The sequence below is a fragment of the Antiquaquibacter metalliresistens genome (assembly GCF_029211225.1).
Lineage (GTDB): Bacteria > Actinomycetota > Actinomycetes > Actinomycetales > Microbacteriaceae > Rhodoglobus > Rhodoglobus metalliresistens.
This window is the reverse complement of the sequence record NZ_JARGEM010000008.1, coordinates 1-25,635: the sequence shown is the minus strand read 5'-3', so window position 1 is coordinate 25,635 and position 25,635 is coordinate 1. Positions and strand designations below refer to the sequence as shown.

At 69.4% G+C, this 25,635-nt stretch carries 26 protein-coding genes; 12 read left to right on the top strand and 14 right to left on the bottom strand.

Annotated elements, in window-relative coordinates:
* From PYV02_RS13660 to PYV02_RS13640, 5 genes are read right to left on the bottom strand one after another with little or no spacing between them, the layout of a single operon-like run.
* On the bottom strand, nt 1-1,527 hold the full coding sequence (locus PYV02_RS13660) for an SPFH domain-containing protein (RefSeq protein ID WP_275759615.1): 1,527 nt from the start codon (nt 1,525-1,527) through the stop codon (nt 1-3).
* Between the two features lie 22 nt (nt 1,528-1,549).
* The gene (locus PYV02_RS13655; protein ID WP_275759614.1) at nt 1,550-2,227 is read right to left on the bottom strand and encodes a Pr6Pr family membrane protein; all 678 of its coding nucleotides are present in this window, start codon (nt 2,225-2,227) and stop codon (nt 1,550-1,552) included.
* Nucleotides 2,228-2,251: 24 nt separating this feature from the next.
* On the bottom strand, nt 2,252-2,746 hold the full coding sequence (locus PYV02_RS13650; RefSeq protein WP_275759613.1) for a cupin domain-containing protein: 495 nt from the start codon (nt 2,744-2,746) through the stop codon (nt 2,252-2,254).
* On the bottom strand, nt 2,743-3,312 hold the full coding sequence (locus PYV02_RS13645; RefSeq protein ID WP_275759612.1) for an HhH-GPD-type base excision DNA repair protein: 570 nt from the start codon (nt 3,310-3,312) through the stop codon (nt 2,743-2,745). Before PYV02_RS13645 ends, PYV02_RS13650 begins: the two co-directional genes overlap by 4 nt.
* The gene (locus PYV02_RS13640; RefSeq protein WP_275759611.1) at nt 3,309-6,113 is read right to left on the bottom strand and encodes a cation-translocating P-type ATPase; all 2,805 of its coding nucleotides are present in this window, start codon (nt 6,111-6,113) and stop codon (nt 3,309-3,311) included. Before PYV02_RS13640 ends, PYV02_RS13645 begins: the two co-directional genes overlap by 4 nt.
* Nucleotides 6,114-6,159: 46 nt before the next feature.
* Between PYV02_RS13640 and PYV02_RS13635 the strand changes: the two genes are divergently transcribed.
* Together PYV02_RS13635 and PYV02_RS13630 are read left to right on the top strand one after the other, a co-directional pair.
* On the top strand, nt 6,160-6,702 hold the full coding sequence (locus PYV02_RS13635) for a GIY-YIG nuclease family protein (RefSeq protein WP_275759610.1): 543 nt from the start codon (nt 6,160-6,162) through the stop codon (nt 6,700-6,702).
* Between the two features lie 39 nt (nt 6,703-6,741).
* Nucleotides 6,742-7,719 (top strand): LLM class flavin-dependent oxidoreductase, encoded by a 978-nt coding sequence (locus tag PYV02_RS13630; protein WP_275759609.1) that lies wholly within the window; start codon nt 6,742-6,744, stop codon nt 7,717-7,719.
* A 3-nt stretch (nt 7,720-7,722) separates the two neighbouring features.
* Here the strand turns inward: PYV02_RS13630 and PYV02_RS13625 are convergent, their stop codons facing one another.
* The 3 genes from PYV02_RS13625 to PYV02_RS13615 are packed head-to-tail and all read right to left on the bottom strand — an operon-like array spanning nt 7,723 to nt 10,081.
* The gene (locus PYV02_RS13625) at nt 7,723-8,490 is read right to left on the bottom strand and encodes a lysophospholipid acyltransferase family protein (protein ID WP_275759608.1); all 768 of its coding nucleotides are present in this window, start codon (nt 8,488-8,490) and stop codon (nt 7,723-7,725) included.
* Between the two features lie 41 nt (nt 8,491-8,531).
* Nucleotides 8,532-9,395 (bottom strand): 3-hydroxyacyl-CoA dehydrogenase, encoded by an 864-nt coding sequence (locus tag PYV02_RS13620; protein WP_275759607.1) that lies wholly within the window; start codon nt 9,393-9,395, stop codon nt 8,532-8,534.
* A complete protein-coding gene (locus PYV02_RS13615) occupies nt 9,392-10,081 on the bottom strand; it encodes a TetR/AcrR family transcriptional regulator (RefSeq protein WP_275759606.1) in 690 nt (229 codons plus the stop codon). Before PYV02_RS13615 ends, PYV02_RS13620 begins: the two co-directional genes overlap by 4 nt.
* A gap of 135 nt (nt 10,082-10,216) precedes the next feature.
* Here PYV02_RS13615 and PYV02_RS13610 point away from each other — a divergent pair, with 135 nt between their 5' ends.
* Both PYV02_RS13610 and PYV02_RS13605 read left to right on the top strand, forming a co-directional pair.
* On the top strand, nt 10,217-10,660 hold the full coding sequence (locus PYV02_RS13610) for a hypothetical protein (RefSeq protein ID WP_275759605.1): 444 nt from the start codon (nt 10,217-10,219) through the stop codon (nt 10,658-10,660).
* 84 nt (nt 10,661-10,744) lie between these two features.
* On the top strand, nt 10,745-11,170 hold the full coding sequence (locus PYV02_RS13605) for an Hsp20/alpha crystallin family protein (protein ID WP_275759604.1): 426 nt from the start codon (nt 10,745-10,747) through the stop codon (nt 11,168-11,170).
* A 224-nt stretch (nt 11,171-11,394) separates the two neighbouring features.
* Here PYV02_RS13605 and PYV02_RS13600 read toward each other — a convergent pair whose 3' ends face one another.
* Together PYV02_RS13600 and PYV02_RS13595 are read right to left on the bottom strand one after the other, a co-directional pair.
* Complete coding sequence (locus PYV02_RS13600) at nt 11,395-12,771, bottom strand: MFS transporter (RefSeq protein ID WP_275759603.1); 1,377 nt, start codon at nt 12,769-12,771, stop codon at nt 11,395-11,397.
* Between the two features lie 42 nt (nt 12,772-12,813).
* Nucleotides 12,814-13,833: a GTP-binding protein gene (locus tag PYV02_RS13595; protein WP_275759602.1), complete on the bottom strand. Its 1,020-nt coding sequence runs from the start codon at nt 13,831-13,833 to the stop codon at nt 12,814-12,816.
* A 70-nt stretch (nt 13,834-13,903) separates the two neighbouring features.
* On the opposite strand from PYV02_RS13595, the gene ykgO reads away from it, so the two are divergent.
* Complete coding sequence (gene ykgO, locus PYV02_RS13590) at nt 13,904-14,026, top strand: type B 50S ribosomal protein L36 (protein WP_275759601.1); 123 nt, start codon at nt 13,904-13,906, stop codon at nt 14,024-14,026.
* Between the two features lie 18 nt (nt 14,027-14,044).
* Here the strand turns inward: ykgO and nhaA are convergent, their stop codons facing one another.
* A complete protein-coding gene (nhaA, locus tag PYV02_RS13585; RefSeq protein WP_275759600.1) occupies nt 14,045-15,964 on the bottom strand; it encodes a Na+/H+ antiporter NhaA in 1,920 nt (639 codons plus the stop codon).
* A 57-nt stretch (nt 15,965-16,021) separates the two neighbouring features.
* On the opposite strand from nhaA, the gene PYV02_RS13580 reads away from it, so the two are divergent.
* Nucleotides 16,022-16,957, top strand: a complete 936-nt coding sequence (locus PYV02_RS13580) for a DMT family transporter (protein ID WP_275759599.1) — start codon at nt 16,022-16,024, stop codon at nt 16,955-16,957.
* A gap of 9 nt (nt 16,958-16,966) precedes the next feature.
* On the opposite strand, the gene PYV02_RS13575 is transcribed toward PYV02_RS13580, so the two are convergent.
* Nucleotides 16,967-18,679 carry a lipocalin-like domain-containing protein gene (locus PYV02_RS13575; RefSeq protein ID WP_275759598.1) on the bottom strand — a complete coding sequence of 571 codons (1,713 nt, stop codon included), beginning with the start codon at nt 18,677-18,679 and terminating at the stop codon, nt 16,967-16,969.
* A 156-nt stretch (nt 18,680-18,835) separates the two neighbouring features.
* On the opposite strand from PYV02_RS13575, the gene PYV02_RS13570 reads away from it, so the two are divergent.
* From PYV02_RS13570 to PYV02_RS13560, 3 genes are read left to right on the top strand one after another with little or no spacing between them, the layout of a single operon-like run.
* Nucleotides 18,836-19,459, top strand: coding sequence for a TetR/AcrR family transcriptional regulator (locus PYV02_RS13570; RefSeq protein ID WP_275759597.1), 624 nt, complete (start codon nt 18,836-18,838; stop codon nt 19,457-19,459).
* Between the two features lie 32 nt (nt 19,460-19,491).
* Nucleotides 19,492-20,508: an LLM class flavin-dependent oxidoreductase gene (locus PYV02_RS13565; RefSeq protein WP_275759596.1), complete on the top strand. Its 1,017-nt coding sequence runs from the start codon at nt 19,492-19,494 to the stop codon at nt 20,506-20,508.
* Between the two features lie 38 nt (nt 20,509-20,546).
* Nucleotides 20,547-21,317 carry an NADPH-dependent F420 reductase gene (locus tag PYV02_RS13560; RefSeq protein WP_275759595.1) on the top strand — a complete coding sequence of 257 codons (771 nt, stop codon included), beginning with the start codon at nt 20,547-20,549 and terminating at the stop codon, nt 21,315-21,317.
* 3 nt (nt 21,318-21,320) lie between these two features.
* Here the strand turns inward: PYV02_RS13560 and PYV02_RS13555 are convergent, their stop codons facing one another.
* On the bottom strand, nt 21,321-22,301 hold the full coding sequence (locus PYV02_RS13555; protein WP_275759594.1) for an SRPBCC family protein: 981 nt from the start codon (nt 22,299-22,301) through the stop codon (nt 21,321-21,323).
* 37 nt (nt 22,302-22,338) lie between these two features.
* Nucleotides 22,339-22,683 (bottom strand): ArsR/SmtB family transcription factor, encoded by a 345-nt coding sequence (locus PYV02_RS13550; RefSeq protein WP_275759593.1) that lies wholly within the window; start codon nt 22,681-22,683, stop codon nt 22,339-22,341.
* A 164-nt stretch (nt 22,684-22,847) separates the two neighbouring features.
* On the opposite strand from PYV02_RS13550, the gene PYV02_RS13545 reads away from it, so the two are divergent.
* From PYV02_RS13545 to PYV02_RS13535, 3 genes are all read left to right on the top strand, one after another.
* Nucleotides 22,848-24,272 (top strand): carboxylesterase/lipase family protein, encoded by a 1,425-nt coding sequence (locus PYV02_RS13545; RefSeq protein WP_275759592.1) that lies wholly within the window; start codon nt 22,848-22,850, stop codon nt 24,270-24,272.
* Nucleotides 24,273-24,330: 58 nt separating this feature from the next.
* Nucleotides 24,331-24,876 (top strand): GNAT family N-acetyltransferase, encoded by a 546-nt coding sequence (locus PYV02_RS13540; protein WP_275759591.1) that lies wholly within the window; start codon nt 24,331-24,333, stop codon nt 24,874-24,876.
* Nucleotides 24,877-24,999: 123 nt separating this feature from the next.
* Nucleotides 25,000-25,548, top strand: a complete 549-nt coding sequence (locus PYV02_RS13535; protein WP_275759590.1) for a M15 family metallopeptidase — start codon at nt 25,000-25,002, stop codon at nt 25,546-25,548.
* The last annotated feature ends 87 nt before the right edge of the window (nt 25,549-25,635 follow it).

The following is a 25,635-nucleotide window of genomic DNA, read 5'->3' as shown; positions in this document are numbered from 1 at the left end:
TCAGGCGCCCGGCTCGGCCTTCGCCCTGGACGCGCGCTTCGGTGCCGACTCGGCGATCCCCTCACCGACCGCGCGGCCGGTCGCCCGACCGGTGACGATCTCCGAGATGTCGATGCCGACGAGATCCTTCAGGATCTGGTTGACCGTGGTGAGCTGTCCCGCCACGTTCTGGCCGACCTGATCCGTGCCGCTGCCGTCGGAGGAGATCACGGTCATGCTGCCGATCGAAGACAGCGGTTCGGATGCCGCGCGCACGATCTCGGGCAGCTGGCCGATCACCTGCTGACGCAGCAGATCGGCGGCCCCCGCAGCCAGCGCATCGGCCTTCGCCTTGGTGGAGTCCGCCTCCGCGGCGCCGCGAGCGCGAATCGCCGCGGCCTCGGCATCACCTTCCGCGGCGAGTGCGTCTGCGGCCGCGATGCGGCGGTTCTTCTCCGCGACACCCTCGGCCTCGAGGGCTTCGGCGGCGCTGCGTCGGCGGTTGCGCTCGGCGAGACCCTCCGCTTCGATCGCCTCAGCGGCGGAGCGACGTGCGTCGCGATCGGCGTTCGCCGCAGCGACGGCCGCGGCGGCATCCGCCTGGGCGCGCTTCTCCATGGCATACGCCTCAGCGTCGGCGACCGCGCGGATCTCGGCGTCGAGCTCCTGCTTGCGCAGGCCGACGCGCTTGCCCGCCGTGAGCTCCTGCTGGGCGACGACCTCCTGCTGGGCGATCGCCTCGGCGAGCGGAGCCGCTGCGGCGGCCTCGGCGCGCGCCTTGTCGGTCTCCTTCTGGATCTCCGCGTTGCGCAGGTCGAGCTTGCGCTGCGATTCGGCGACGGCCTGGTCGGCGGCGATGCGAGCCTCCTCGGATGCCTGCCGCGCCACCGACTCGGCGATCTCCGCGACCTGCTTCACGCGCGCCGCTTCGGCACGCCCGAGATCCTTGATGTAGCCGTTGTCGTCGTCGATCTCCTTGATCTGCAGGGTGTCGATCGTCAGTCCCTGCACGTCGAGCGACTCGCGCACCGCCTCGAGCACCTGGCCCTGCAACGCGGAACGATTGGTGATGATCTCGGTGACCGTCAGCTGGCCGACGATCGAGCGCACCGATCCGCTCAGCACCTCCTCGGTGGAGGTCTCGATCTGGTCCTGCTGATTGAGGAAGCGCTGGGCGGCGGCACGCACCATCGACTCCGAGCCGCCGACCTTGACGACGGCGACGGCGTTCACGCGAATCGTGATCGCGTCACGCGTCTGCGCGGTGGCCTGCACGTTGAGCTGACGGCTGCGCAGGCTCAGCTTGAAATACGCCTCGACGATCGGCTTGACGAAGACGCGCGAGCCGAAGACGACGCGCTGACCCGCGTTCTCCGTCTCCACCTGACCCTGCTTGAGGGCGCGCTGGCGCGAGGTGACGATGATCGCCTCGTCGGGCTTGGCCACCTTGATGCTGCGCAGGATCACCACGAGCACGATGATCGCGACGAGGATCACCGCGCCCCAGACGACGAGATTGGTCAGGGGGTCGAGCAGGAACTGAGGCATGCCCAAGAGACTATCGGGCGGTTCAGCCCTTGAGGATGGCTTTGCGCTTCGAGACCCAGATCACACCCGCGGCCGCGAGCCCGATGATCGCCGCGATCATGATCACGTAGAACGCCACCGAGAGATAGCCGTTGGGCGAGAGGTGCGGGTTCAGGAAGGGGTAGGGATACCAGTACGGCTCCCCCTTGAGCTCGTTCGGGGTGAACGGGCCACGCACCAGCGTGTAGATCACCCAGACGATCGGGAACACGAGGTAGCCCCAGAGCGCGCGCCACGAGATCGGACTGCGCCCGGGAGCGAGGACCCAGTCCAGCAGCATCCAGATCGGTGCCACGACGTGCAGGATCTCGTTGGACCACGGCACGGTGGCACCCTGCGGCAGCTCGACGTTGCGAAGCAACAGGTTGTAGACGACCCCGGTGACGACCATGTAGGTCACGATCGCGCCGTGCAGCACCGTGAACCAGTGCGGGTCCGCGCCCTTGCGGGTGACCAGCAGCGCGGCGCCGATGAGCAGTATCACCACGGTCGCGACGTTCGATTCGATGGTGAAGAAGCTGAAGAAGTTCACGATCGCCAGCGGCATGTTCTTCACCCCGGCGGCGGTCCAGTTCTCGATGCTTCGGATCAGTTGGGCGACGATGGCGGCGACGACGGCGCCAGCGACGAGCACGCGCAGAATGGCGAAGAGAATTCTCACGCTCGAATGCTAGTGGTCCCGCGTTCAGGCGAGCGCGTTCTGCCGGATCGTGTCGGCGACGTCCGGATGCCGCGCCGCCAGCATCTCGACGTCGCCGAGTTCGACATCCGCCGGCACCACCCCGGGCCACTCCGTGCTGCCGCCCAGGAACCACCCACCGCCGACCCGGGCGGTGTGGAACGTGCCGCCGGGGATGAAGAACTGCACGTGCTGGCCTGCGGCGAGGTCGGGGCCCATGGTGACGCGTTCGGTGCGACCGTGACCGTGCAGCAGCAGGAGCTCGAGCGGCTCCCCGCGGTAGTAGTGGTAGAGCTGATCGTTGCGGATCCGGTGCGGCCGCACGGGTGCCTCCGGGGTGACGAGAAAGTACAGGGCGGTGCCGATCGGGCGGGGTGCGGCGAACGGCGCAGGCAGGGCATCCGTCTCGATCTCGGTGGCAAAGCTCACGCGGGTGAAGCCGCAGGTCTGCGCCGGGGCGAGCCCGAGCGCAGCGATGATCTGCTCGGCCGTCTCGTTCATGCCTTCGCGGCCGCCTTCATGGCCTTCTTGTGCTCGCGCACCTTCGCCAAGGATGCCGCATCGACGATGTCCGCGACCGAGCGGTAGCCCTCGCTGCCGTAGTCCCCCGCCGCCTCCCGCCAGCCGGGGGCCTCGAGCCCGACCTGCTTGCCGAGCAGCGCCAGGAAGATGCGCGCCTTCTGGTCGCCGAAGCCCGGCAGGGCCTTGAGGCGCTTGAGGATCTCGGCGCCGTCCGGGTCGCCGCGGGTCCAGATCGCGGAGGCATCGCCGCCCCACTCGGAGACCACCGCGGCGCACAGGGCCTGCACCCGCTCCCCCATCGACCCCGGGAAGCGGTGCACGGACGGCGACTGCTTCATCACCTCGCCGAAGGCGACCGGATCCATGGCGGCGATGGTCGCGGCATCCAGGGATCCGAGCCGATCGCGGAGCTTCGCGGGACCGGCGAACGCGGTCTCCATCGGCACCTGCTGGTCCAGCAGCATGCCGATGAGCAGGGCGAGCGGGTCGTCGGTGAGCAACTCGTCGGCCGCGGCGTCACCGGTGATGTGGAGTGCGTGGCTCATGCAGCCATCGTGCCACGCGGCTTCGCGAGGCGCGAGGCTCGCCGATGCCGCAGGCGTGACACGGCCTTGCGCGCCTCCTCGTACCAGAGCACCACCGAGGCGAGCGCGAGGCACACGGCCCAATGGATCGGGTTGAGCGGCGCGGTGCCGAAGGCCACCTGCAGCGCCGGCACGTGCACCACGGCGACCTGCAGCCCGACCGCCAACAGGATCGCGCCCCACAGCCACCGATTCGCGAACACGCCGCGGAAGGCGGTCAGCGTGCCCGATCGCGCGTTCAACGCGTTGAACAGCTGCGCGAAGACCAGCGTGGTGAACGCGGCCGTACGCGCGACGTCGATGGTCTCGCCGCCGTCGACCAGACCGCCGGGCAGCCAGAGGTCGAGCGAGAACAGGGTGACGAGCGCCATGACCACGCCCATCGCGACGATGCCCGCCCACATCGCGGCGCCGATCGCCCGCTCACCCGCGGCGCGCGGTGGCCGCGCCATCACGTCGTCCACCTCGGGATCGACCCCCATCGCGAGCGCCGGACCGGAGTCGGTCACCAGGTTGATCCAGAGGATCTGGGTCGCCAGCAGCGGCAGCGCGATCGCATCGGCGCTCGCGCCCGTGAGACCGAGCACGCCAGCGAACACGACGCCGAGGAAGACGGTCAGCACCTCGCCCATGTTCGACGAGAGCAGGTAGCGCAGGAACTTGCGGATGTTGTCGAAGATCACCCGGCCCTGACGCACCGCGGCGACGATCGTCGCGAAGTCGTCGTCGGCGAGGATCATGCGCGCCGCCTGCTTGGTGACCTCCGTGCCGGTGATGCCCATGGCGATCCCGATGTCGGCGGCCTTCAGCGCCGGGGCGTCGTTGACGCCGTCGCCGGTCATCGCCACCACCTCGCCGGCGGCGTGCAGCGCGTCGACGAGTCGCAGCTTGTGCTCCGGATCCACGCGCGCGTACACCGAGACGCTCTGCACCGCGGCAGCGAGCGCGGCTTCGTCGAACGCGGAGAGCTCGGCACCGGTCAGCACCGGAGCATGCTCGCGGACGATGCCGAGGTCGGCGGCGATACGACTCGCCGTGGCCGGGTGGTCGCCGGTGATCATGACGACCCGGATGCCCGCCCGCTGCGCCTCGGCGATCGCCGCACGCACCTCGGCGCGTGGCGGGTCGATGATGCCGACGACGCCCACGTAGACCAGGTCGTGCTCGGGGTCGCTGCCGTCGACCTCGGTGAGCGGCCGGTAGGCGATTCCGAGGGTGCGGTAGGCCAGGCCGGAGAGGTGCTCGATGTCCCGATGCGCGCGGGCGCGGTCCGTCGGCGAAAGCGGCACCGACTCGCGACCGACCTGCAGGCGCGTGCAGTGCATGAGCAGCACATCCGGTGCGCCCTTCGTGAAGACGAGCATGCTGCCGTCGTCGCGTCGCCGATTGAGGGTGGACATCATCTTGCGCTGCGAGTCGAAGGGGAACTCGGCCTGCCGCTCCCAGAGCGCGATGTGCTCGCCGGTGCCGTCGAGCTTGCCCGCGGCGACCAGGAACGCGGCCTCCGTGGGGTCGCCGTGCACGGTCCACTGCCCCTCGTGCTCGGTCAGCCGCGCATTGCCGGCGATGCTGCCTGCACCCAGCACCAGTTGCGCTTCCGCGAGTTCGTCGTCGGTGAGGGGCTGCCCATCCCGCGTCACCGCGCCCTCCGGGCGGTAGCCGGTGCCGCTGACGACGAACTCGCCGCTGTGCGTTCGGATGCGCTCGATCGTCATCTCGTTGCGGGTGAGGGTTCCGGTCTTGTCGGAGCAGATCACCGAGGCCGAACCGAGCGTCTCGACCGAGTCGAGCTGCTTCACGATCGCGTTGCGGCGCGCGAGCCGTTGCACGCCGATCGCGAGCACGAGCGAGAGGATCGCCGGCAGTCCCTCCGGCACCGCCGCGACGGCGAGCGAAACCCCGAGCAGCAGGATGATCACCAGATCGTCGAGCGAATCGACGCCGTTCACGAGGCCGATCGTGATCATCACGACGAGGGCGATCGCCGTCACCGCAACCCCGAGGGTGCGACCGATCCGACCGACTTCGCGCTGCAGCGGCGTTGGCTGCTCGACGGTCGCCTCCAGCAGGCCGGCGATCCTGCCCATCTCGGTGGCCATCCCGGTGCCCGTGACGATGGCCCGCGCCGAACCCTGCACCACGGCGGTGCCCTTGAACACCATGTCGATGCGGTCGCCGAGCGACGCCACGGCGGCGAGTGCGGCGGTGTGCTTGCTCGTCGGCTGGCTCTCCCCCGTGAGCGATGCCTCGCCCACGCGGAGCGCGTTCGCCACGAACAGGCGCGCGTCCGCCCCCACCGCATCCCCCTCGCCGAGCACGAGCACGTCGCCGACCACGAGCTGGGCGGATGGCACCGTCACCAGTCGACCGTCGCGCAGCACCGTCGACACCGCCGCCGTCATCGCGCTGAGCGCCCGGACCGCGTCGGCCGCGCGAGCCTCCTGCACGAAACCGATCACCGCGTTCACCAGCACGATCACCGCGATCACGATCGCGTCGATCGGAACGCCCTCGGCGCCTTCGACGATCCAGGCGGTGACCGACACGGCGACCGCCGCGAGCAGCAGAAACACGAGCGGATCGTTGAACTGCGACAGCAGGCGGCGCCACGCGGGCACCGGCCGCTGTGCGCGCAACTCGTTGGGACCATCGGCCTCGAGCCGACGGTCCGCCTCCGCCTGGGTGAGTCCGACGGCCGGGTCGACGCCCAGCGCCACTGCGATCTCCGACGGCTCGCGAAGTGAGGGATCCGTGGGAGTCATGGCTTCACGCTAACCGGGGGTCGGCGGTGCTGCCTAGGCTGCGGGCATGACGACCGGCTGCGCGATCGCGGGATGCCCCCTCCCCCGCGCCGGGGGCGCGCCGATCGAGCTCTGCACCGAGCACCTCCTCGCCGCCCACGACTGGGTGGCGGGCCGCGTCGGTATCACCGACGTGCTGCCATCGCCGTGCCTCGCCTGCGGCTCGCGGCTCGGCGTGCGCTATCCGAGCGGCTGGCTGTGCGCGCACTGCGAGTGGCGGGTCGGTGCGATGCCGGCACCGGAGATGCCTCCGCCCCGCGTCGACGTGGTCTACTACCTGCGCTTTCGCGGGCGCATCAAGATCGGCACCTCCGCGAACCCCCGACGGCGGATCGCGGCGCTGCCCCACGACGAGGTGGTCGGGTTCGAGCGCGGCGGGCGCGAGCTGGAGCACCGCCGTCACCAGCAGTTCGCCGCGTCGCGGATGCCGCGTTCCGAGTGGTTCCGCGCCACCGACGAGCTCGAGGCGCACCTCGCCGTGATCGGCGCGGATGAGCCGTGGACGAGGTACGAGCGCTGGCTGAGCCAGGAGCTTGCGCTGAGGGCGTAACCCCCGGCGAGGTGTGCATCGCGGGTTACGATTCGGAGCGTGACCTCAGTGCCCCTGTCCATTCTCGATCTCGCCTCGATCGGTGAGGGCGAAACCGCCGCGGAGAGCTTCGCCGGCAGTGTCGCGCTCGCGCAACTGGCCGAACGCACCGGCTACCGACGCGTCTGGTATGCCGAGCATCACGGCATGCCGACCATCGCGTCCTCGGCGACCGCGGTGCTCATCGCCCACATCGCCGCCAACACGAGCACGATCCGGCTCGGCGCCGGCGGCGTCATGCTGCCGAACCACTCCCCGCTCGTGATCGCCGAGCAGTTCGGCACCCTCGCGGAACTGCATCCGGGTCGCATCGACCTCGGACTGGGCCGGGCACCCGGCAGCGACCAGCGCACGACGCACGCGCTGCGGCGCGATCCGGCCGGAGCCGAGCAGTTCCCCCAGGACGTCGTGGAGCTGCGCGGTCTGCTGAGTGACGAGAGCCCGATCCCCGGCGTGCGCGCGGTGCCGGGGCAGGGCACGCACGTTCCCCTGTACATCCTCGGTTCCTCCACCTTCGGAGCACAGCTCGCCGCGGTGCTCGGGCTGCCCTACGCCTTCGCCTCGCACTTCGCTCCGCAGGCGCTGCACGAGGCGATCCGGATCTACCGTGAGCGCTTCACCCCCTCGGCACAACTCGATCGTCCCTACGTGATCGCGGGCGTCAACGTCATCGCAGCCGACACTGATGAGGCCGCGCGCGCGAATCTCGAGATCGTGCGCCGCGCGCGGGTGCGCGGCTTCTTCGGCCGCGACGGCGACCTCACCGATGAGCAGGTGGAGGCCATCCTGCGCTCCCCGCAGGCGGCGGCGATCGAGCAGATGCTCACCTACAGCGCCGTCGGCACGCCGCAGGCCGTGGCCGCATACCTCGACGAGTTCGTGGCGCAGACGGGTGCGGACGAGCTGATGACCGTGCACCATGCGCCCGGTGTCGCGGAACGCCTGCGCTCGGTGGAGCTGCTCGCCTCGACGCGCTGACGGCTAGTCGGGGTGCGCGAGCTCGCGTCGTCGATCGCGCTCGGCATCCGCCTTCGCCGCCTCAGCGGGCGTCGGAGCGGTGCCGCCCAGGTGCCTCGGCTGCCACCACTGCCCGGTGCCGTCGTGCGGGTACTCCCGCTGCAGACCGGCGAGAAGCTGCGTCATGCTCTGCCGCAGGCGCGCGGTCGCGACCGCGACGTCGTCCTGCGCGGTGACCGTGATCGGCTCGCCGAACGCGAAGTGCACGGGGATGCCGAACCGCTGGCGCAGCGGGATCTTGCGGTTCTTCGTCATCAGCCGCTGCCCGCCCCACACCGCGACGGGGATCACCGGCACGCCGGCCTCCGCGGCGAGCCGCACCGCTCCGGTCTTGAAGTCGCGGATCTCGAACGAGGCGCTCACGCCCGCCTCCGGAAACACGCCGATCAGTTCCCCCGCACGCAGTGCGCTCACGGCGGCGGCGTACGCATCGGCACCGGCCTTCATGTCGACCGGAATGTGCCGCATGCTGCGCATGAGCGATCCGACGACGGGCTTCTCGAAGACGCTCTTCTTCGCCATGAACCGAATGCGTCGCCGATTGTGCGACCACGTCGCCCACTCGACGAGCGCGAACTCGAGATACCCGAAGTGCGTCATTGCGATGACGGCACCGCCGACATCCGGGATGTTCTGTGCCCCGCGGATGACACGGCGAACGCGCAGCGCCCCGAACAGCCCAAGGCCTGCGCCAATCGCGGCCGAGTACGCCGGTTCACGCTGGAACTTCACGACACCAGCGTACGGCTCACGAGTGTGAAACCGCCCGGAACTCAGGTCGCTGCGGGATAGCGGTAGAAGCCCTCCCCCGAGGCCATTCCGAGCTTGCCCTTGTCGATGTAGTTCTCCTTGAGCCAGGCGGCGAGCTTCTGAGCGTCGGCATCCCCGTGGGAGAGGATGTTGTACGGCGTGGTCATGCCGATGACGTCGTAGATCTGGAACGGCCCCATCGGCGCACCGGTCGCGATCCGCCACACCTTGTCGACGTCGTGCGGGTCCGCGTAGCCACCGGCGGCGAGCCCCGCCGCGGCGTTGAGGAACGGCACGAGCAGAGAGTTCAGCACATAGCCCGCCTTCTCCTTGTGGATCGGAATCGGCACCATCCCGATCTCGGCCGCGAACTCGACGACGGTCTGGAACACCGCCGGATCCGTCTCGATGGTGCCCATCACCTCGGCGGTGTTGAACTGCCACACACGGTTCGCGAAGTGCAACGCGAGGAACTTCGCCGGACGCCCGGTGAAGGCCATCATGTCGCTGGGGAGCAGGGTCGAGGAGTTCGTGGCGAAGATCGTCTTCTCGGGAGCGAGCGCGCCCAGCCGCTCGTAGGTCTCCTGCTTCAGGGCGAGCACCTCGGGAATCGCCTCGATGACGAGGTCGGCGTCGCTCACGGCCGCTCCGAGATCGGAGAAGTACGAGATTCGCGTGAGCGCCTCATCGGCCTTGCCGTCCGCGGCACCGGGGACTTCCTTCGCGTACGTCGCGGCGAGCCCCGCGAATCGCTCCTTCGCCTTCGCGAGCACGTCGTCGTTGATGTCATAGGCCGAGACCTCGAAGCCGCGGTACGCGGTCTGATACGCGATCTGGGAGCCCAAGACGCCGGTGCCGAGCACCGTCACCTTCGTGATGCCGGTCATGGTGTATCTCCTTTGTGTTGTGGTGTGGACTTCGATGGGTCATCGACCGCACCGCGGTAGCCCGCGATGACGTGTGCTATTTGCTGACGCAGATCGGTATCGCGTGCGCCAAGCCGAAGGTGCCCCCGGTTGGACGCGCTCACCGCGGCCAGGTGCACGATCGCGAAGATGGTGCGTCCCGCGAGCACGGCATCCTCGCTCGGCTCGACCGCATCCTGGTCGGCGGATTCGGCGCGAGCGAGCTCGGTGGCGATCGCGGTCTCGAGCCGCTCGACAAGCGCGAGCCCCTCCGCTCGGTACTGCTCGCTTGGTGGTCCGAACATGAGCTCGCGCTGGTACCAGACCCCGTCGTCGGCCGTGCGCTGGGCGAGCTCGATGACGGGCAGCACGAGTGCGACGACCGCGTCGACAACGTTGACGTGTGCGCGCGCGGCCAGCTGACCCTCATCGATGGCCGCGCGGAACCGCTCGTTGTAGACCATGAGCAGCAGTTCGCCCTTGGACGCGGCGTAACGAAACAGCGTGCCAGCGGCCACATCGGCCCGCTCGGCGACCTCGGAGGTGGTGACGGCCTGGAACCCGCGTTCGGCGAACAGCGCGGAGGCCGCCTCGAAGATACGGTCCCGCTTCTCCTGCATGTTTCGATCGCGTCGCCCACCACGGGGCTGGCGTGCCGTCTCGGCCATAGCAAACAGTCTACCCACATTACTGACTGCACTCAGTATTGAGGGCAGTCAGCGAGCGACAAGGGACGTTCGACCCTGAGCCCGGCCCAAGATCTGGGCTGGACTGGGTGCTCAACCACTTTTGAGGAGCCCAGGATGCCCACCAGATCCCTCCGATTGCTCGCCTTCTGGAGCCTCGTGGTCGTCACGATCTTCAACGCCCTCTCCGCTCTCGTCGGCGGCATCGCCGTCGCCGCGACGGACGGCATCGGGATGCCCTACTCGATGCTCACGACCGGCCCGTTCACCTCGTTCCTCGTGCCAGGCCTCGTGCTGTTGGTCGTCGTCGGCGGAACGCAGACGCTCGCGGCGGTACTGCTCCTGGCCCGCCGCGAGTCGTCACTGGTGTGGACGGCGGTGGCGGGCTTCGGCATGATCATCTGGATCTTCGTGGAGACGGGCATCATCCGCGGCCTCTCGTGGCTCCAGGTGCTCTACTTCGCGACCGGCACCGCACAACTGATCCTCGTGCTCGCCCTGCTCGGCGCCGTGGCCTGGCTTCCGCGGGCACCGCTGCGTGCCGAGCCGAAAGTTCGCTGAGAGGCGCTGGCACTCTCTGCATCAGAGTGCTAAAACAGGAATGGGTCGTGCGACCCTTCATTCGATGACGAAAGGAGATTGATCATGTCCTATCCGTTCGATGCGCTGAGCCAGTTCGATCGCCTCGCATCCAGTGTGTTCGATACCGCTCGAGCTCCTCGGCTGATGCCCGTCGACCTGTTCCGCGACGGGGATCAGTACGTCCTCAGCGCCGACCTGCCGGGCATCGACCCGGCGAGCGTCGACCTCGACGTCGACGGACAACTGCTCACGATCCGCGCGGAGCGGCACATGCCCGCGAACGAGAACGTGAAGTGGCTGACCAACGAGCGGCCGCACGGCAGCTACATGCGCCAGTTCACCCTCGGCGACGGCGTCGATGTCGAACGCATCACCGCGAACTACGAGCACGGTGTGCTCTCGGTGATCATCCCGGTGGCCGAACGAGCCAAGCCGCGCAAGATCCAGGTCGCGTCGAAGGCGGGTGAGCGCGCGGAGGTGAGCGCGTGAGCGCCGTGCTCGCACCGCGGCCGCGCGACGGCGGAAGGGCTCCCGATCACTCGGGCATCCGGCTGCCGAATCTGAAGCCGCGGCTGACACCGGGCCCGCCGCGAGAGAACGCTCCACGGCTGCCGTTCGGCACGACGCCGGGAGCGGGACGCCGCACCGGATGACTCAGCGCGGCCCGGTCGCGAACGGCGACCGGGCCGCGCTGCGGTCACCAGGGGCGGTGCTCAGGCCACGGCGGCATCCTGCGACACCGCCGTCGGGGGAATCTCCGCATACGTCGCCGAGATTCGCCGGTACGACCTGGTGAGGAAGGCCAGTAGCGCGAAGACCACCATCGCGAGCCCGGCTACCAGGAAGACGAGGGCGATGCCGCGGGCATCCCCCTCCCCCAGCAGCCAGCTCCACGTGGTCTTGCCGGCATCCGTCGCCATGTACGGGATGATGATGAACTCGGCGATCGGCGCGATCAGGAACGCGGTGATCGGCGCCGCCGCCGACTCGAAGGCCTGCGCGAAGCCGAAGACGCGGCCCTGCGTGCGGAAGTCCACGACCTTCTGGATCACGGTCTGCTCGGCCGCCTCCACACCGGGGATCAGCACCATGTAGGCCCAGATGCCGGCGGCATACAGCCACCAGAACTCGCGGATCGTGAACAGCGCGCCGAGCAGCCCCATGATGATCACCAGGATCAGCATGGTGCGGATCGGGTTGCGCCCCAGTCCGAACTTGGCGATGAGCAGACCGCCGACGATGAATCCCGTCGAGGCGACACCGAACACGACGCCCCACCACTCGACGGGGAAGAGCTCCAGGCCGTACGGGTCCATGAGGGCCATGTAGACGCCGCCGATGAGGTTGTTGAAGGTCGAGAAGATGATGAGGGCGAACAGGCCGGGCACGAGCCGCACCGCGGCGACCGCGCCACGGATGTCGATCATGGGGCGGTGCTCCTCGATCACCGGTTTCGCCTCGGGGATCCGCAGGAACAACAGGTGCGCGAACGCCAGCGCGGTGAACACGATGGCGATCAGCAGCGTCCACCCCATGCCGAGGAGCCCGATCGAGAGCCCGGAGAACACGCTCGTGACGATGAAGGCGAGACCGGTGACGGTGCCGACGAGACCGTTCGCGTTCGCGTGGCGCTCCTGCGGGATCAGCAGCGTCACGGTGGTGGACAGCGCGATGTTGCGCATGTTCTCGATCACCCCACCGAAGAGGATGATGCCGGCGAACAACCAGAACCAGGGTCCGCCGAGATCCACGAGCGCGGACTCCGGGAACAGCAGATAGAGCACCCCGGCGACGATGAAGGCCGCGAGCGTCGTGCCGCTGGCGAACATCATCGCCTGATGCTTGCGATGGCGGTCGACGATCGAGCCGAACACCATGCCGAACAACGCGACGAACAGCATGTACGCGCCGCCGATGATGCCCGTCGCGAGCACCGACCGGGTCTCGAGATAGACCCAGAAGGTGAGCCCGAACCATAGGTAGCTCGTCGTGACGTTCGCGATCGCGGTGTTGACGAGCACCTGCAGAAAGGTGCGCATGCCGCCCGGGGGCGGGGCGTGATCGGTGGATGCCGCGGTGCTCTCCGTCATGCTGGGAGCGTACGACACTCCGACGACAGTGGCGCGCTGTGATCACTCAGTGGGATCCGCGACCATGTGCCACCTCGGGAAGGGGTCGGCGAAGCCGCGCCACGCCGACGGCCCTGCGGCGAGCTCGTCGTCGGTGAGCGCTGCGGCATCGAACGCGGCGGTGATCCCGTCGTGGTCGAGGTCCAACCCGATCAGAGCGAGTTCCTGCCCGAGCGAGGCGAGTTCGTCGTCATCGTCGCCCACGAGGGGACTCAGGGAGAACATGCTGGCGACGTGCTCCCACTGGGCGACGACGTGCGGACGGGTTGCCAGGCGGCTGAAGCCCGCCGATCGCACCAGCCTGCCGAACTCGCCCGGCTCGATGCGCTCATCCAGCAGGTGCTTGAGTCGCGCCGGATGGAAGGGCCGCAGCTGCTCGTAGCGCAGCGCGGACACGCGCGGACTGGTCATGTGCGGGTCGAACTCGCCGTTGAGCACACACACCCACCCCGCGCGTTCCTGGGACGACGAGTAGGGCTCGACCGCTTCGGCGATGTCCACCGTCGAGTGCTGGAGCCGCAGTCGAGCCATGGGGCTCAGGTGGTTGACCAGCGCCATCACCGTCGAGAGGGCGTCGGTGGACAACGATCCCCAGTTCACCATCACGACGGCGGAGGCGTACTCGATCTGCAGCACGGTCAATTGGGCGCGCGCCAGGAAGTCGACGGGAAGTCCGCCGGGCGCACGACGGTACGCGACAGTGTCGTCACGCCCGAGGTCGTCGAGGAGGTGCGCCGCATCCAGCACGCACACGACCGCACGCAGGCGAGCGCGTGCGTCATCCTGCACCAGGGCGCCGATGATCTCGGTGGTCGGCGCCTCGATCGGGAACTCGACGACCACACCCGTCGGGCTCTCGGACCACGAAGCGAGCGCCGCGGCCTCGAGCGCCGGATCCGGCGATCCCGCCAGCCGCGATGACGGAATCAACTCGCGCCGCGTGGCGGCGGCGAGCCTCCTCGCGTAGCGCAGGCGTTCCGGCGCACAGGCCCCGACGACCGCGATCACATCCACTGCGCTCATCCGATTGTCGCTCCGCTCCCTGATGACGATATCGTGCTTAATGATAATGGTTCTCAGAAAGGACGATGACATGAAGGTTCGTGCCTCGATCAAGTCGCTCAAGCGGCAACCCGGCGCGCAGGTGGTGCGACGGCGCGGCAAGATCTACGTGATCAACAAGCTCAACCCCCGATTCAAGGGCCGTCAGCGATGATGCGCCCCGGCCGGCCGGTCAGGATCGCGGTGCGGTCTCCAGCAGTGCGCGGATGAGCGTCTGCGCGTCGTAGGGCCCGACGTGCCGCCGACCGTTCACGAAGAAGGTCGGCACCGCCGTGATGTCCATCGCCTCGGCGTCGAGCATGTCGTCGCGCACGCGGGTGGCGACCTCCGCGGAACTGAGATCGGCTTCGAACCGCTCGACGTCGAGGCCCAGTTCCTGCGCGCGGCGGATCATGTCGGACGGCATCTGATTCGCCTGGTCGCGGAACAGGCTCTTCTCGAACGGGAAGAACTGTCCCTGACGAGCGGCCGCCTCGGATGCCTCCGCCGCCGCGAGCGCATTCGGATGGAACCGGCTCAACGGCGCATGCCGCCAGACGTAGCGCACTCGCTCCCCCAGTTCGCGCTGCACCTCGTCCGTCGACCCGGACGCCTTGAGACAGAACTCGCACTGGAAGTCCCCGTACTCGACGAGGGTGAGTGGGGCATCCGGGTCACCCCATATGTGGTCGCGTTCCGGATCGACCGGCCGGATCAGGGTGCGACCGCTCTCCTGCGCCGGTCGCACGGCGTCAGAGATGCGGAACGCGACCGTGGCCAGCACGAACGCGATCACGGATGCCGCCAGCACCCCGACACGCGCCTCGTTCTGGGCGGCGGGGTCGACGATGGCGAGATCGACGATGAAGAGGGAGATGGTGAATCCGATGCCCGACAGCAGCGCACCACCCGCGATGCGATCCGGGGTGAGTCCGGGGCCGAACTCGCCGATGCGTAGCAGCCGCAGCAGGGTGGTCGATCCGAAGATGCCGATGAACTTGCCTGCGACCAGTCCGACGACGATGCCCCAGGTGATCGGCGACTGCAGGGCCGCGATCAGGATGTCACCGCTCAACTGCACACCGGCGTTCGCCAGCGCGAACAGCGGGAGCACGACGTAGGCGACGTACGGCGCATACGCCGACTGCAGCCGCTCGTTGATCGAGATCGACTCCCGCAGGCTGTTGGCCGCCGCCCGCGCGTACTCGGAGTTCGGCGACTGCCGGAAGGTGCGGGCGAGATCGAGCGCGTGCTCGACATCCCGACGGCTGGGCCGGTAGACCGGCACGAGCAGCGCGATCGCGACACCCGCCAGGGTCGGGTGCACCCCGGAGGCCAGGAACGCGAGCCAGACGATGATCGCGAGGGTGACGTAGACCGGGCCGCGCCCGCCGCGGAGATAACGGGTGAAGTACACCGCGACCAGCCCGACGGCGGCGATGATCAGCGGGAACGGAGTGAAGTCCTCGGTGTAGACCAGCGCGATGATGCTGAGCGCACCGATGTCGTCGACCACGGCGAGCGCCAGCAGGAACACCCGAAGCCTGCCCGGGGCTCGCGGCCCGATGAGGGCGAGCGCGCCGACCAGGAAGGCCGTGTCGGTGGAGATCACGATGCCCCACGCGTGCTCCTGTCCGCTGCCCGCGCTGATCATCAGGTACAGCACCGCCGGCACGACCAGACCCAGCACCGCGGCGACGACCGGCACGACGGCCCTTCGCCAGCTGGTCAGCTCGCCGATCGCGAACTCGCGGCGCACCTCGAGGCCGACCAGGAAGAAGAAGATCGCCATCATGGCGTCGTTGACGAGTGCGTGCAGCGTGAAGTCGAGCCGCAGGTCGCCGACGCCCAGTGTGAGATGGGTCTCCCAGAAGCCCTCGTACGAGCCATGGGCGACGTTGGCCCAGACGATCGCGACGAGTGTGCCCACGAGCAGCAGCAGTGCGCCGACCCGTGCCTGACCGATGGATCGGATGCGCTCGGCGATCGAGCGGTGCCGGTGACCCTGCGCGTCGGGGTGGTCGGGGTCGGGTGAGTGCTGGATCACCGTCAGCCCAAGGAACGGTCCGGTCTCGGCGCGCACGCCCGGGGAGTCGCTCGAACGGGGATTCATGCAACGAGGGTAATCGGAACGCGGACGGTGTCGCTGCCGAGCGGCAGAATGGGGAGCATGACGCGACGCGGCCTGCTCCTGTTCGCCGCATTGGGGATCGCCTGGGGCATCCCCTACCTGTTCATCAAGATCGCGGTCGCGGAGCTCGAGCCCGGCATGGTGGTGCTGGCGCGCGCCGGGCTGGCCGCGATCCTGCTGCTGCCGCTGGCGCTCGTCCGTCGCGAGGTCGGCCCGGTGATGCGCCGCTGGAAGCCGATGCTCGCCTACACGGTGGTGGAGATCATCCTGCCCTGGTACTTCCTCAGCTCGGCCGAGCAGCGCCTGCCGAGCTCCACCGCCGGCCTCCTGCTCGCGGCCGTGCCGCTCGCCGGGGTCGCCGTCGCGTTCGCGATGGGCCGGCCGGCGAAGCTGTCGGGCCTGAACTGGCTGGGCATCGCCGCGGGGATGCTGGGGGTGGCGGCCCTCGTCGGTTTCGACGTCGCCGGCTCCGATCTGATCGGGGTCGCCGAGATGGCGGTGGTCGTCGTCGGTTACGCGCTCGGACCGGCGATCCTCTCGCGGTGGATGTCGGACCTGCCTGGTGTCGGCGTGGTCGCGGTCTCACTGGCCTGGACCGCGATCGCGTACGTACCGTTCGTGGTGCTCACCGGCGGGGTGCCAACGGCCTGGCCGTCGACGCCCGTGATCGTCGCGATCGTCGTGCTCGCCGTGGTATGCAGCGCCTTCGCATTCCTGGCGATGGTCGCGCTGGTCGCCGAGATCGGCCCGGTGAAGGCCACCACGATCACCTACGTCAACCCTGCCGTCGCGATCGTCGCCGGGGCGCTGATCCTCGGGGAACGGGTGACGGTCTGGACGATCGTGGGCTTCGCCCTCGTGCTCGCCGGCTCCTACCTGGTCACGCGGCGGCGCGCGCCGGGCATCGTCGCGGCCGGGCCCGAAGAGTCGATCGCGGAGGCCACGGCTGCAGACGGTTCCAGCGAGACTGCGTAGCCCGTCGGGTCAGAACGCCTGCTCGATCCACGCATCGCCGGAGACCGGTTCGCCGAGGATCTCCCCCGACACGTCCGCAGTGCCCTCGTAGATCGGAGCGCCGGGGATCGAGAACTCTTGGTCGAGAAGGCGCGTGGTGACCGTGAACGATGCGTCGAACGATGGAATCTCCACGAGGAACTGCTGGGCGTAGCCCTGGCCCGTGGTTGGACTCACCCAGAGCTCGCCGACGGGCGTGATGGTGCTCGCGACGTAGTAGAGCTCGCCCGCGTCATCCTGGATCGTCGCGTACGCCTTGACGCTGACCCCGATCTCGGGCTTGAAGCCCTCGCCGATGATGCCGGCGTTGGAGATGGTGTAGCCGTTGTCGAGTTGCAGGTCCTGCAGGAGCCACCGAACCCGGGCATCGGCGCTGCTGCCACCGAAGTAGCCGTACTCGTGGTCCATCCAGGTGGTGCCCGAGACCTCGAAGGTCTCGCCATCGAGGGTGATCGTGCCGGATGCCTCGAGCCGCGTGTACGAGAAGTAGTAGTTGTCCTCGGTCAAGGACTGCGTGGTCGCGCTCGGCTCGATACCCGTGCCGAACACGTAGAACGGCCTGCCCTGTTGCGACAGCGTCAGGTCGAACGTCACCTCGCTGCCGGTGTCGGCATCGGTGAACACCGACGTCACCGCGATGTTCTGCGAAGGGTCGGCCTGCGGTGCCGTCATCGAGATGGCGTTGCGCACAGCGACGGCGGTCGCGCCGGAGCCACCACCCCCGGTCAACGTCACCGTCGGGGTCTCGGTGTACCCGGAGCCCGGCTGCAGCAGCACGAGCTGTCCGACACCACCATCGGCGTCGAGCACCGCCAACCCGGATGCACCAGAACCGTCGCCCTCGATCGTGACCGTCGGGGCGGAGGTGTAGCCCGATCCCCCGTCGGTGATGTTGAAGCCACCGACCGGCCAACTGGCGTCACCGAGACGGGCATACCAGTCCTTGCTGGGATCGCCTTCGGCCCAGTTGGCGACATCGAAGTTGCCGATCGGCTTCGGTACATAGATCTGTGTGTGCTCGTAGTGCTGTCCACCCTCGACATCGCTCAGCGACACCTGCGTCATCGCGAAGCTCTGGCCGACGAAGGATGCGGCGTTGATCTCGAAACCGAACACCCGGTCGCCTGCGCGCAGGGTGCCGATGTGCCACCACCACTCGGTGGGGGCGTTCTTGTGGCGGTACATGTCCGTGGGCAGGCTCAGCACCACGTTGGCGGCGGGAACCGGGTCGGGTTTCGTGTCCTGGCTCCACAACGGGTTCGCCGGAACCGGCACGGACGGCGCAAGCACCCCGCCGGGCCAGGCCGACGCGAGCAGCGTCGCGATCACGACGGTGGCGGCCGCGAGCGCGCCCCGCACGGCCGGTGTCACCGGCGCCTGGCGACGACGCAGGCGCACGATCACCGCAATGATCATCCCGAGGGTCAGCGCGAGGGATGCCGCCGCGACGAGCCACCACGCCAGCGGCCCGTACTGATCCTGTGCGAGGAGGCCGACCACGATGCCGAGCGCACCGAGTACCTCGAGCGCGCCGATGATCTTCACCCAGACCGTGGGCACGTTCTCCACCCATCGCAGCCCCCGGCCGACCAGCCAGCGTTTCGGCGCGAACACCTTCACGCCGCCGGCGATCACGAACAGCAGCGAGACCAGCCCGCCAATGAGCCACAGCGCGATCGTCATCAGGACGTCCCCCCAGACTCCCCGCGTCCCCCGCGGTGTGAGTCCCGACCAGTCTGGCGGCCTTCCGCACCCGGCGATACTTCCCAGAATGAGGGGTCAGCACGCCACCCGTACGTCAACGCATGGAGAAGATAAGCTGTCGCAGGGAGGATCGCAGTGCCGAAGCAGGTTGACCACGAGCAGCGCCGCATCGAGATCGTCGAGGCGACGTGGCGCATCATCGCCCGCGGCGGGTTCGCCGCAGCGACGATGCGCGAGATCGCGGCCGAAGCCGGTTTCGCCAACGGTGGCCTCAAGCACTACTTCGTCAACAAGGACGAGCTGCTGGTCGCCGCGTTCCAGCGCACGTTCTACCGGATCAACGAGCGTGCGGCGCTCGCCACCGGGGACAAGACCGGGCTCGCGGCGATCCGTGCGCTGTGCACCGAGATGCTCCCCCTCGACCGCGAGCGGCAGGTGGAATCGAGGGTGACCGTCGCGTTCTGGGATCGGGCGGCATCCAATCCGGTGCTCATGAAGGTGCACGCCGACTCGCACGCGATCTGGCGGCGCTTCTTCGAGCAGCACCTCGACCTGGCGCGCACCAGCGGCGAGATCCAGGAGGATGTCGCGACCGCCCTCGTCGTCGACGAGCTGCTCTGGCTGACCACCGGGCTGCAAGTGGTGCCCCTGCTCGACCCCAAGACGACGCCCGCGATCAGCCAGGTGCGCATCATCGACACCGTGCTCGATCGCATCCGCAATCTCAACTGGCAGCCGGCCACGGTCTCGGTCAGCTGAGTCGGCGACCTCAGCGGTACGCTGCCAGTGACATGACCAAACGCATCGGATTCCTCTCCTTCGGGCACTGGCAGGCGGTGCCGGGCTCGCTCGTGCGCACCGGTCGGGACGCGCTCGTGCAGACCATCGAGCTCGCCGTGGCCGCCGAGGAACTGGGGGTGCATGGAGCGTACGTGCGCGTGCACCACTTCGCTCGGCAGCTCGCCTCGCCGTTCCCGCTGCTCGCCGCGATCGCCGCCCGCACCTCGACCATCGAGATCGGCACGGGCGTGATCGACATGCGCTACGAGAACCCGCTCTACATGGCCGAGGAGGCCGCGGCGGCCGACCTGATCAGCGACGGGCGCCTGCAGTTGGGCATCTCGCGCGGTTCACCCGAGACGGCACTGCGCGGCGCCGAGTCCTTCGGCTACGTGCCGGCGCAGGGCGAGGACGATGGCGCGATGGCGCGCGCCCACACCGAGCTGTTCCGCGCGGCGATCGCCGGCGCGACCGTCGCCCAGGCGAATCCGCAGATGACCGGGATGGCGGGCGGCCTCGCGATCCAGCCCCAGTCACCCGGGCTGCCCGACCGCATCTGGTGGGGTTCGGGCACGCGAGCGACGGCGGAGTGGACGGCACAGCAGGGCATGAACCTGATGAGCTCCACGCTGCTCACCGAGGACACGGGCGTGCCGTTCGATCAGTTGCAGACCGAGCAGATCGCCCGGTACCGCGCGGTGTGGGTGGAGGCGGGCTGGGAGCGGCAGCCGCGGGTGTCGGTGAGCCGCAGCATCCTGCCGATCATCGACGACGAGAGTCGCCACTACTTCGGGGCCCGCGCACAGGCCGACGCGAAGGACCAGGTGGGGATGCTCGACGGCGCCCTCTCGCGCTTCGGGCGCAGTTACATCGGTGAGCCTGACGTGATCGCCGCCGAACTCGGGCAGGATGCCGCCGTGGCTGCCGTCGACACCGTGCTTGTCACGGTGCCGAACCAGCTCGGCGTCGACTTCAACGCGCGCGTGCTGGGCAGCATCATGCGCGACATCCTGCCCGCGCTCGGGTGAGTGCGCCGTGAGACGCCCGTCGGCCGTTCCCGATCGCGATGGCGTCGGCTCGCACCACGCGGAGCACGCGGCGCACGCGGCGCGACCAGAACAGGAGACCATGCATGCGTGAGACCACCGTCGGCATCCTCGGCGCCGGCAAGGTCGGCACCGTGCTGGCCAGACTGCTGATCGCCGCCGGGTATCGGGTGATGATCGCGGCATCCGGGCATCCGTCTCGCATCGCGCTCATCGTCGATGTGCTGGCCCCCGGTGCCGTCGCCGCGTCCGCGGAGGAGGTGGCACGCGAGTCGGACATCGTGATCCTCGCGCTGCCGCTCGGCAAGTACCGCACCGTGCCGGTCGAGCCGCTCGAGGGCAAGCTCGTGATCGATGCCATGAACTATTGGTGGGAGGTCGACGGCATCCGCGACGACCTCGACGACCCGCGCGTCTCCACGAGCGAGCTGGTGCAGGCGTTTCTGCCGCGCTCTCGCGTGATCAAGGCCTTCAACCACATGGGCTACCACGACCTCGATGAGGGCCCCACTCCCCCGGGCACGACGGGCCGCAAGGCCATCGGCATCGCCGGCGACGACGATCGCGACCTCGCCGCCGTGGCCGCGATCGTCGACGCCGTGGGCTTCGACCCGGTGCCGGTGGGCACGTTGCACGACAGCATCTCGCTGCAGCCCGGCAGCGAGCTCTTCGGCGCGAACTTCACTGCCGAGGCGGTGCGGGATGCCGCCGCCCGCTTTCCCGCCACCGAGCGCGGGCGAGCGGTCGCGGCGGCCCGCGCAGAGGCCGGCGACCCCACCCTCACCGAGTGAGCGTCACACCGAGGCGGGCTCCAACAGGCGCTCCAGGCGGGCGTAGCTGGTCTCCATGCCGACGGTCATGCCGGTGGCGAGCACCGCGTCGCGCTGCTCGGCGTTCGCGTAGGTGATCAGCAGCGTCAGCAACGTGCCGCCCTCCACCGGGGTGAGCGTCAGCTCGTTCAGGGTGGCGGGGAAGTCCATGCCGATCATCGCCTCGGTGGTGACAGCGCGGTACGGCTCGCTGGACTCGAGCAGTTCCCCCGTGAATCCGAAGCGCTCGCCGCCGCCGTCCTGCTCCCACTCGTAGCGGTAGCTGTCGCCGACCTTCGTCGCGATCTCGCACACCGGCATCGACCAGCCGTCCGGGCCGAGCAGCCACTGCCGCATCAGGTCGGCATCGTTGTGGGCTCGCCACACCTGCTGCACGGTGCCGCGGATGACGCGTGCCACCCGCACCTGCGTGTCGCTGAGCACCTGCGCCTCGACCGCCCGCCCGGCGGCGAAGTCCGCGAGGTCGGCGAGCACCGCGTCGATCTGGGCCATCGCCAGGCGGCTGCCCTCCTCCAGGCCCATCTCGATGAGCTGCTGCATCTGCTCGAGGGAACCGAAGTGGGCGGTGGTGGTCAAGTGCGAGCCCTCGTCCGTCTCCGTGAACGCGAAGGCCATGCGGGTGACCGGCAGATCGGTGTTCGGCGTGCCCTCGGCATCCGCAAACGCGTCGAGCACCTCGAAGGCGTGCGGGGCATCCACGCTCGTCCAGTCCCAGCAGCCGTAGTGCTCGTCGCCCTCGGGGCCGGTCATCTTGTAGATGCTGCGACCGCCGACGGCGGCATCGTGGCGCAGAAAGGTGGCCGGGTAGGTGGGCGGGCCCCAGAAGCGCTCGATCTGCCGGGCGTCGGTGTAGGCATCCCAGAGGCGGCGCAGCGGCACGGCGAAGTCGGCATCGATCGTGATGGTGAGCTGGTCGAGATCCTTCTCGACGGAAGTAACGGGCATGAGCGGCCTTTCGTTCGGTTCGGTCGGTGGTTCGTGTTCAGGCGGACGCGTCGTCTTCGGCGAGCATCGCGTCCAGGCGGTCGACCCGTGCACGCCACAGTTGCTCGAACTGGTCGAGCAGCCGTTGCGCCTGTCGGATGCGATCGGGATTGCCGCGCACCATCCGCTCACGACCTCGCGGGATCTTGGTCACCAGCCTCGCCTCCTCGAGCACGGCGACGTGCTTCTGCACGGCCGCGAACGACATCTCGTACGCGTGCGCCAGGTGCGAGACGGAGACCTCGGCGACCAGCGTGCGGCGCACGATGTCCCGTCGTGTCGCGTCGGCGAGCGCGCGGAACATGCGGTTCACGTCCTCGTCGGACAACTCTCTTACAACCATTTGGTTGTAGGTTACGGGATGCCACGTGGTGGCGCAAGGGTTCGGCATCTCGCAATCCGGTAGCCAGATGAGACGGCTCGGCGCGGGCAATTGAGCCGATGCGAACCGGCCCCGCCGCCCGTAAGATCGCGGAGACGGAGTCCACCCCGACCGGAGCGAGGCGCGTGAGCACTGCAGCCAATCAACCCGAGGTTCAGCTTTCGACCGGGCGGGTGCGCGGCCTCGAGTCGGACGGCATTCGGCGGTTTCTGGGCATCCCCTATGCCCTGCCGCCCTTCGGGGAGCGGCGCTTCCGCGCGCCCGAGCCAGTGACCGCCTGGCCGGGAGTGCGCGAGGCGGTCGCGTTCGGACCGACCGCGCCGCAGACGCCCTACCCCGGTGCCATCGGCGAACTGCTGCCGAGCATCGCGATCGATGGCGACGACATCCTCACCGTCAACGTGTGGGCCGCCGACGGTGCGAAGGACGCGCCCGTGGTGCTGTGGCTGCACGGCGGCGCACTCGAGCGCGGGGCGAGCGCCCTCGACGGCTACGACGGCACGCCCTTCGCCGTCGACGGCATCGTGACCGTCACCGCCAACTACCGGCTCGGCAGCGAGGGGTTCGGTGTGCTCGACGGCGCCCCGCTCAACCTGGGTCTCAGGGATGCCGCGCTCGCCCTCCACTGGGTGCACCGAGAGATCGCGGCCTTCGGTGGCGATCCCGCCCGCATCACCGTCATGGGCGAATCCGCCGGCGGCGCGCTCGTCGCGGCACTGCTGTCGCGGGGCGAGACGCGGGCGCTCATCGCGGGCGCGATCATCCAGTCGGGGCCGCTGACGGCATCCACGCCCGAGACCGCTGGCCGCGCCACCAAGGCGATCGCCGCGCGACTCGGGGTGCCGGCGACCCGCGACGCGTTCCTCGCACTCGACCCGCACGAGCTGCTGAGGGCGCGCGCGGAGATCACCGCGGGCAAGACCCTGCTCTCGGGCACGCCCGGCTTCGCGCTCGCCATCGACGACGAGACGCTGCCGGTCTCCCCGCATCTGGCGCTGCGCGAGACGACCGTGCCGCTGCTGATCGGCACCAACACCGACGAGTACCGGCTGTGGCTCACCCCGGATGATCTCGCCGGCGTCGGCCGGGTCAAGTCGTGGGTGTTTCGGCGCGCCCTGCGCGTGCCCGAGCGGGCCGCGGCGGCCGTGCGGGCCGCACTGCCCGCCGCCACCCCGGGCGAGGTGCTCGGGCAGCTCGTCACCGACCGAGTGCTGCGCGGCCCCGCCTCGGCAGTCGCCGCCGCGCGCACCAGCCCAACGCACCTCTACGAGTTCGCGTGGCAGAGCCCCGTGCGTGACCTGCGCGCCGCGCACGCCGTGGAGATCGCCTTCGTCTTTGGCCGCGTCGACGCCCCAGACGCCCTCCCCCTGTCCGGCCCGGACGCGCCGGCCGCGCTCGCCCGCGAGATGCACGCGGCGTGGGTCGAGTTCATCCGCACCGGCGCGCCGGGCTGGGAGCCCTACGCGCCCGGCCGGATGACGCGGGTGTTCGACGAGCGGTCGCAGACGGTAGCCCAGCGGCGGGCGGGCGTGCTCGACGCGTTGGGGTAGCGCCCGCGCGCCGCGTCTGCGCGAACCGCGGAGGACCACCGCCCACGATGATTGACCCATGGACGACCTCGCCATCAGGCCGGTGCGCGCCGACGAGTGGCGCGAGGTCCGGGCCCTGCGCCTCAGCGCCCTGCAGGACGCCGACGCCGCCATCGCATTCCTCGACAGCTACGACGACGCCGCGTCCCGGCCCGATGAGTTCTGGCAGCAGCGCACCGCCGCCGCGTCAATCGAGGCGGGAGCGGATGCCGTCGCCCGCCAGTTCGTGGCCGTCACCGCCGACGGCGCCTGGGTCGGCACCCTCGCCGTGCTCGTCGAGCACGCGGGCGAGCGGGACTTCGAGGGCATGGAGATCCGACGTTCGGCGGGCGGCATCGTGGGGGTCTACGTCGACCCCGAATTCCGGGGGCGGGGCGTCATCCAGCCCCTGTTCGACGCCGCGCTCGACTGGGTGCGCGAGCGCGGCCTGGACTATGCGCGGCTGTACGTGCACACCGACAACTCGCGCGCGCGGCGGGCCTACGAGCGGGCGGGGTTCCGGCCGACCGGCGTGACCGTGGCGGGCTCGATCGGCCTCGAGCTGGAGCTGGCCCGAGAGGTCTGAGGCGGGCATCCCCTCCGCCCTGAGGATGACACGGCCGGCACCTGCGGACGGTGAACCGCACCCCGCGGCCGATTCGCCGAGCATCGCGTGGCATGAGGCTGGAGGCCCGACGAAAGGTTCCGCGTGTCGCCTCGCCCCCACCGCGCCATCCTCGCCGCCCTGACGCTGCTTGCAGTGATCTCGGGATGCGCCCCCACCGCCATGCCGCCGCGCCCGCCGACGGCGGAGACGGGTGCGCAGACGCTCGGCCCGGCGGACGGATACCTGGCGCTCGGCGAGAGCGTCGCCCTCGGCGACGACGTGCCGGCGATGACGAACCTGGCGCCGGACCTGCGAGACGCGCTCGAACGCGCGGCCGCCGCAGCCGCGTTCGACCGCGACGTGGAGTTCACGTTCACGAGCGGTTGGCGCAGCGCCCGCTATCAGCAGTCACTGTTCGACGACGCGGTCGCCACCTACGGCAGCGAAGTGGAGGCACGCCGCTGGGTGCTGCCGCCGGACCAGTCGCAGCACGTGCTCGGCAACGCGGTCGACGTCGCGACCGCCGATGCCATGGATTGGCTCAACCGGTTCGGTGCGCAGTTCGGGCTGTGCCAGACCTACGTCAACGAGCTCTGGCACTTCGAACTGGTCGCCGGGGTCACCGAGACCTGCCCCGAGCAGGGGGCTTGACCCCTGATCTTGGACACGCTGATTCCAGCACGGCGCTGGGGAAGCGAGAATCCAAGGGATGGCAAGGAAGAACTACACGGACGAGTT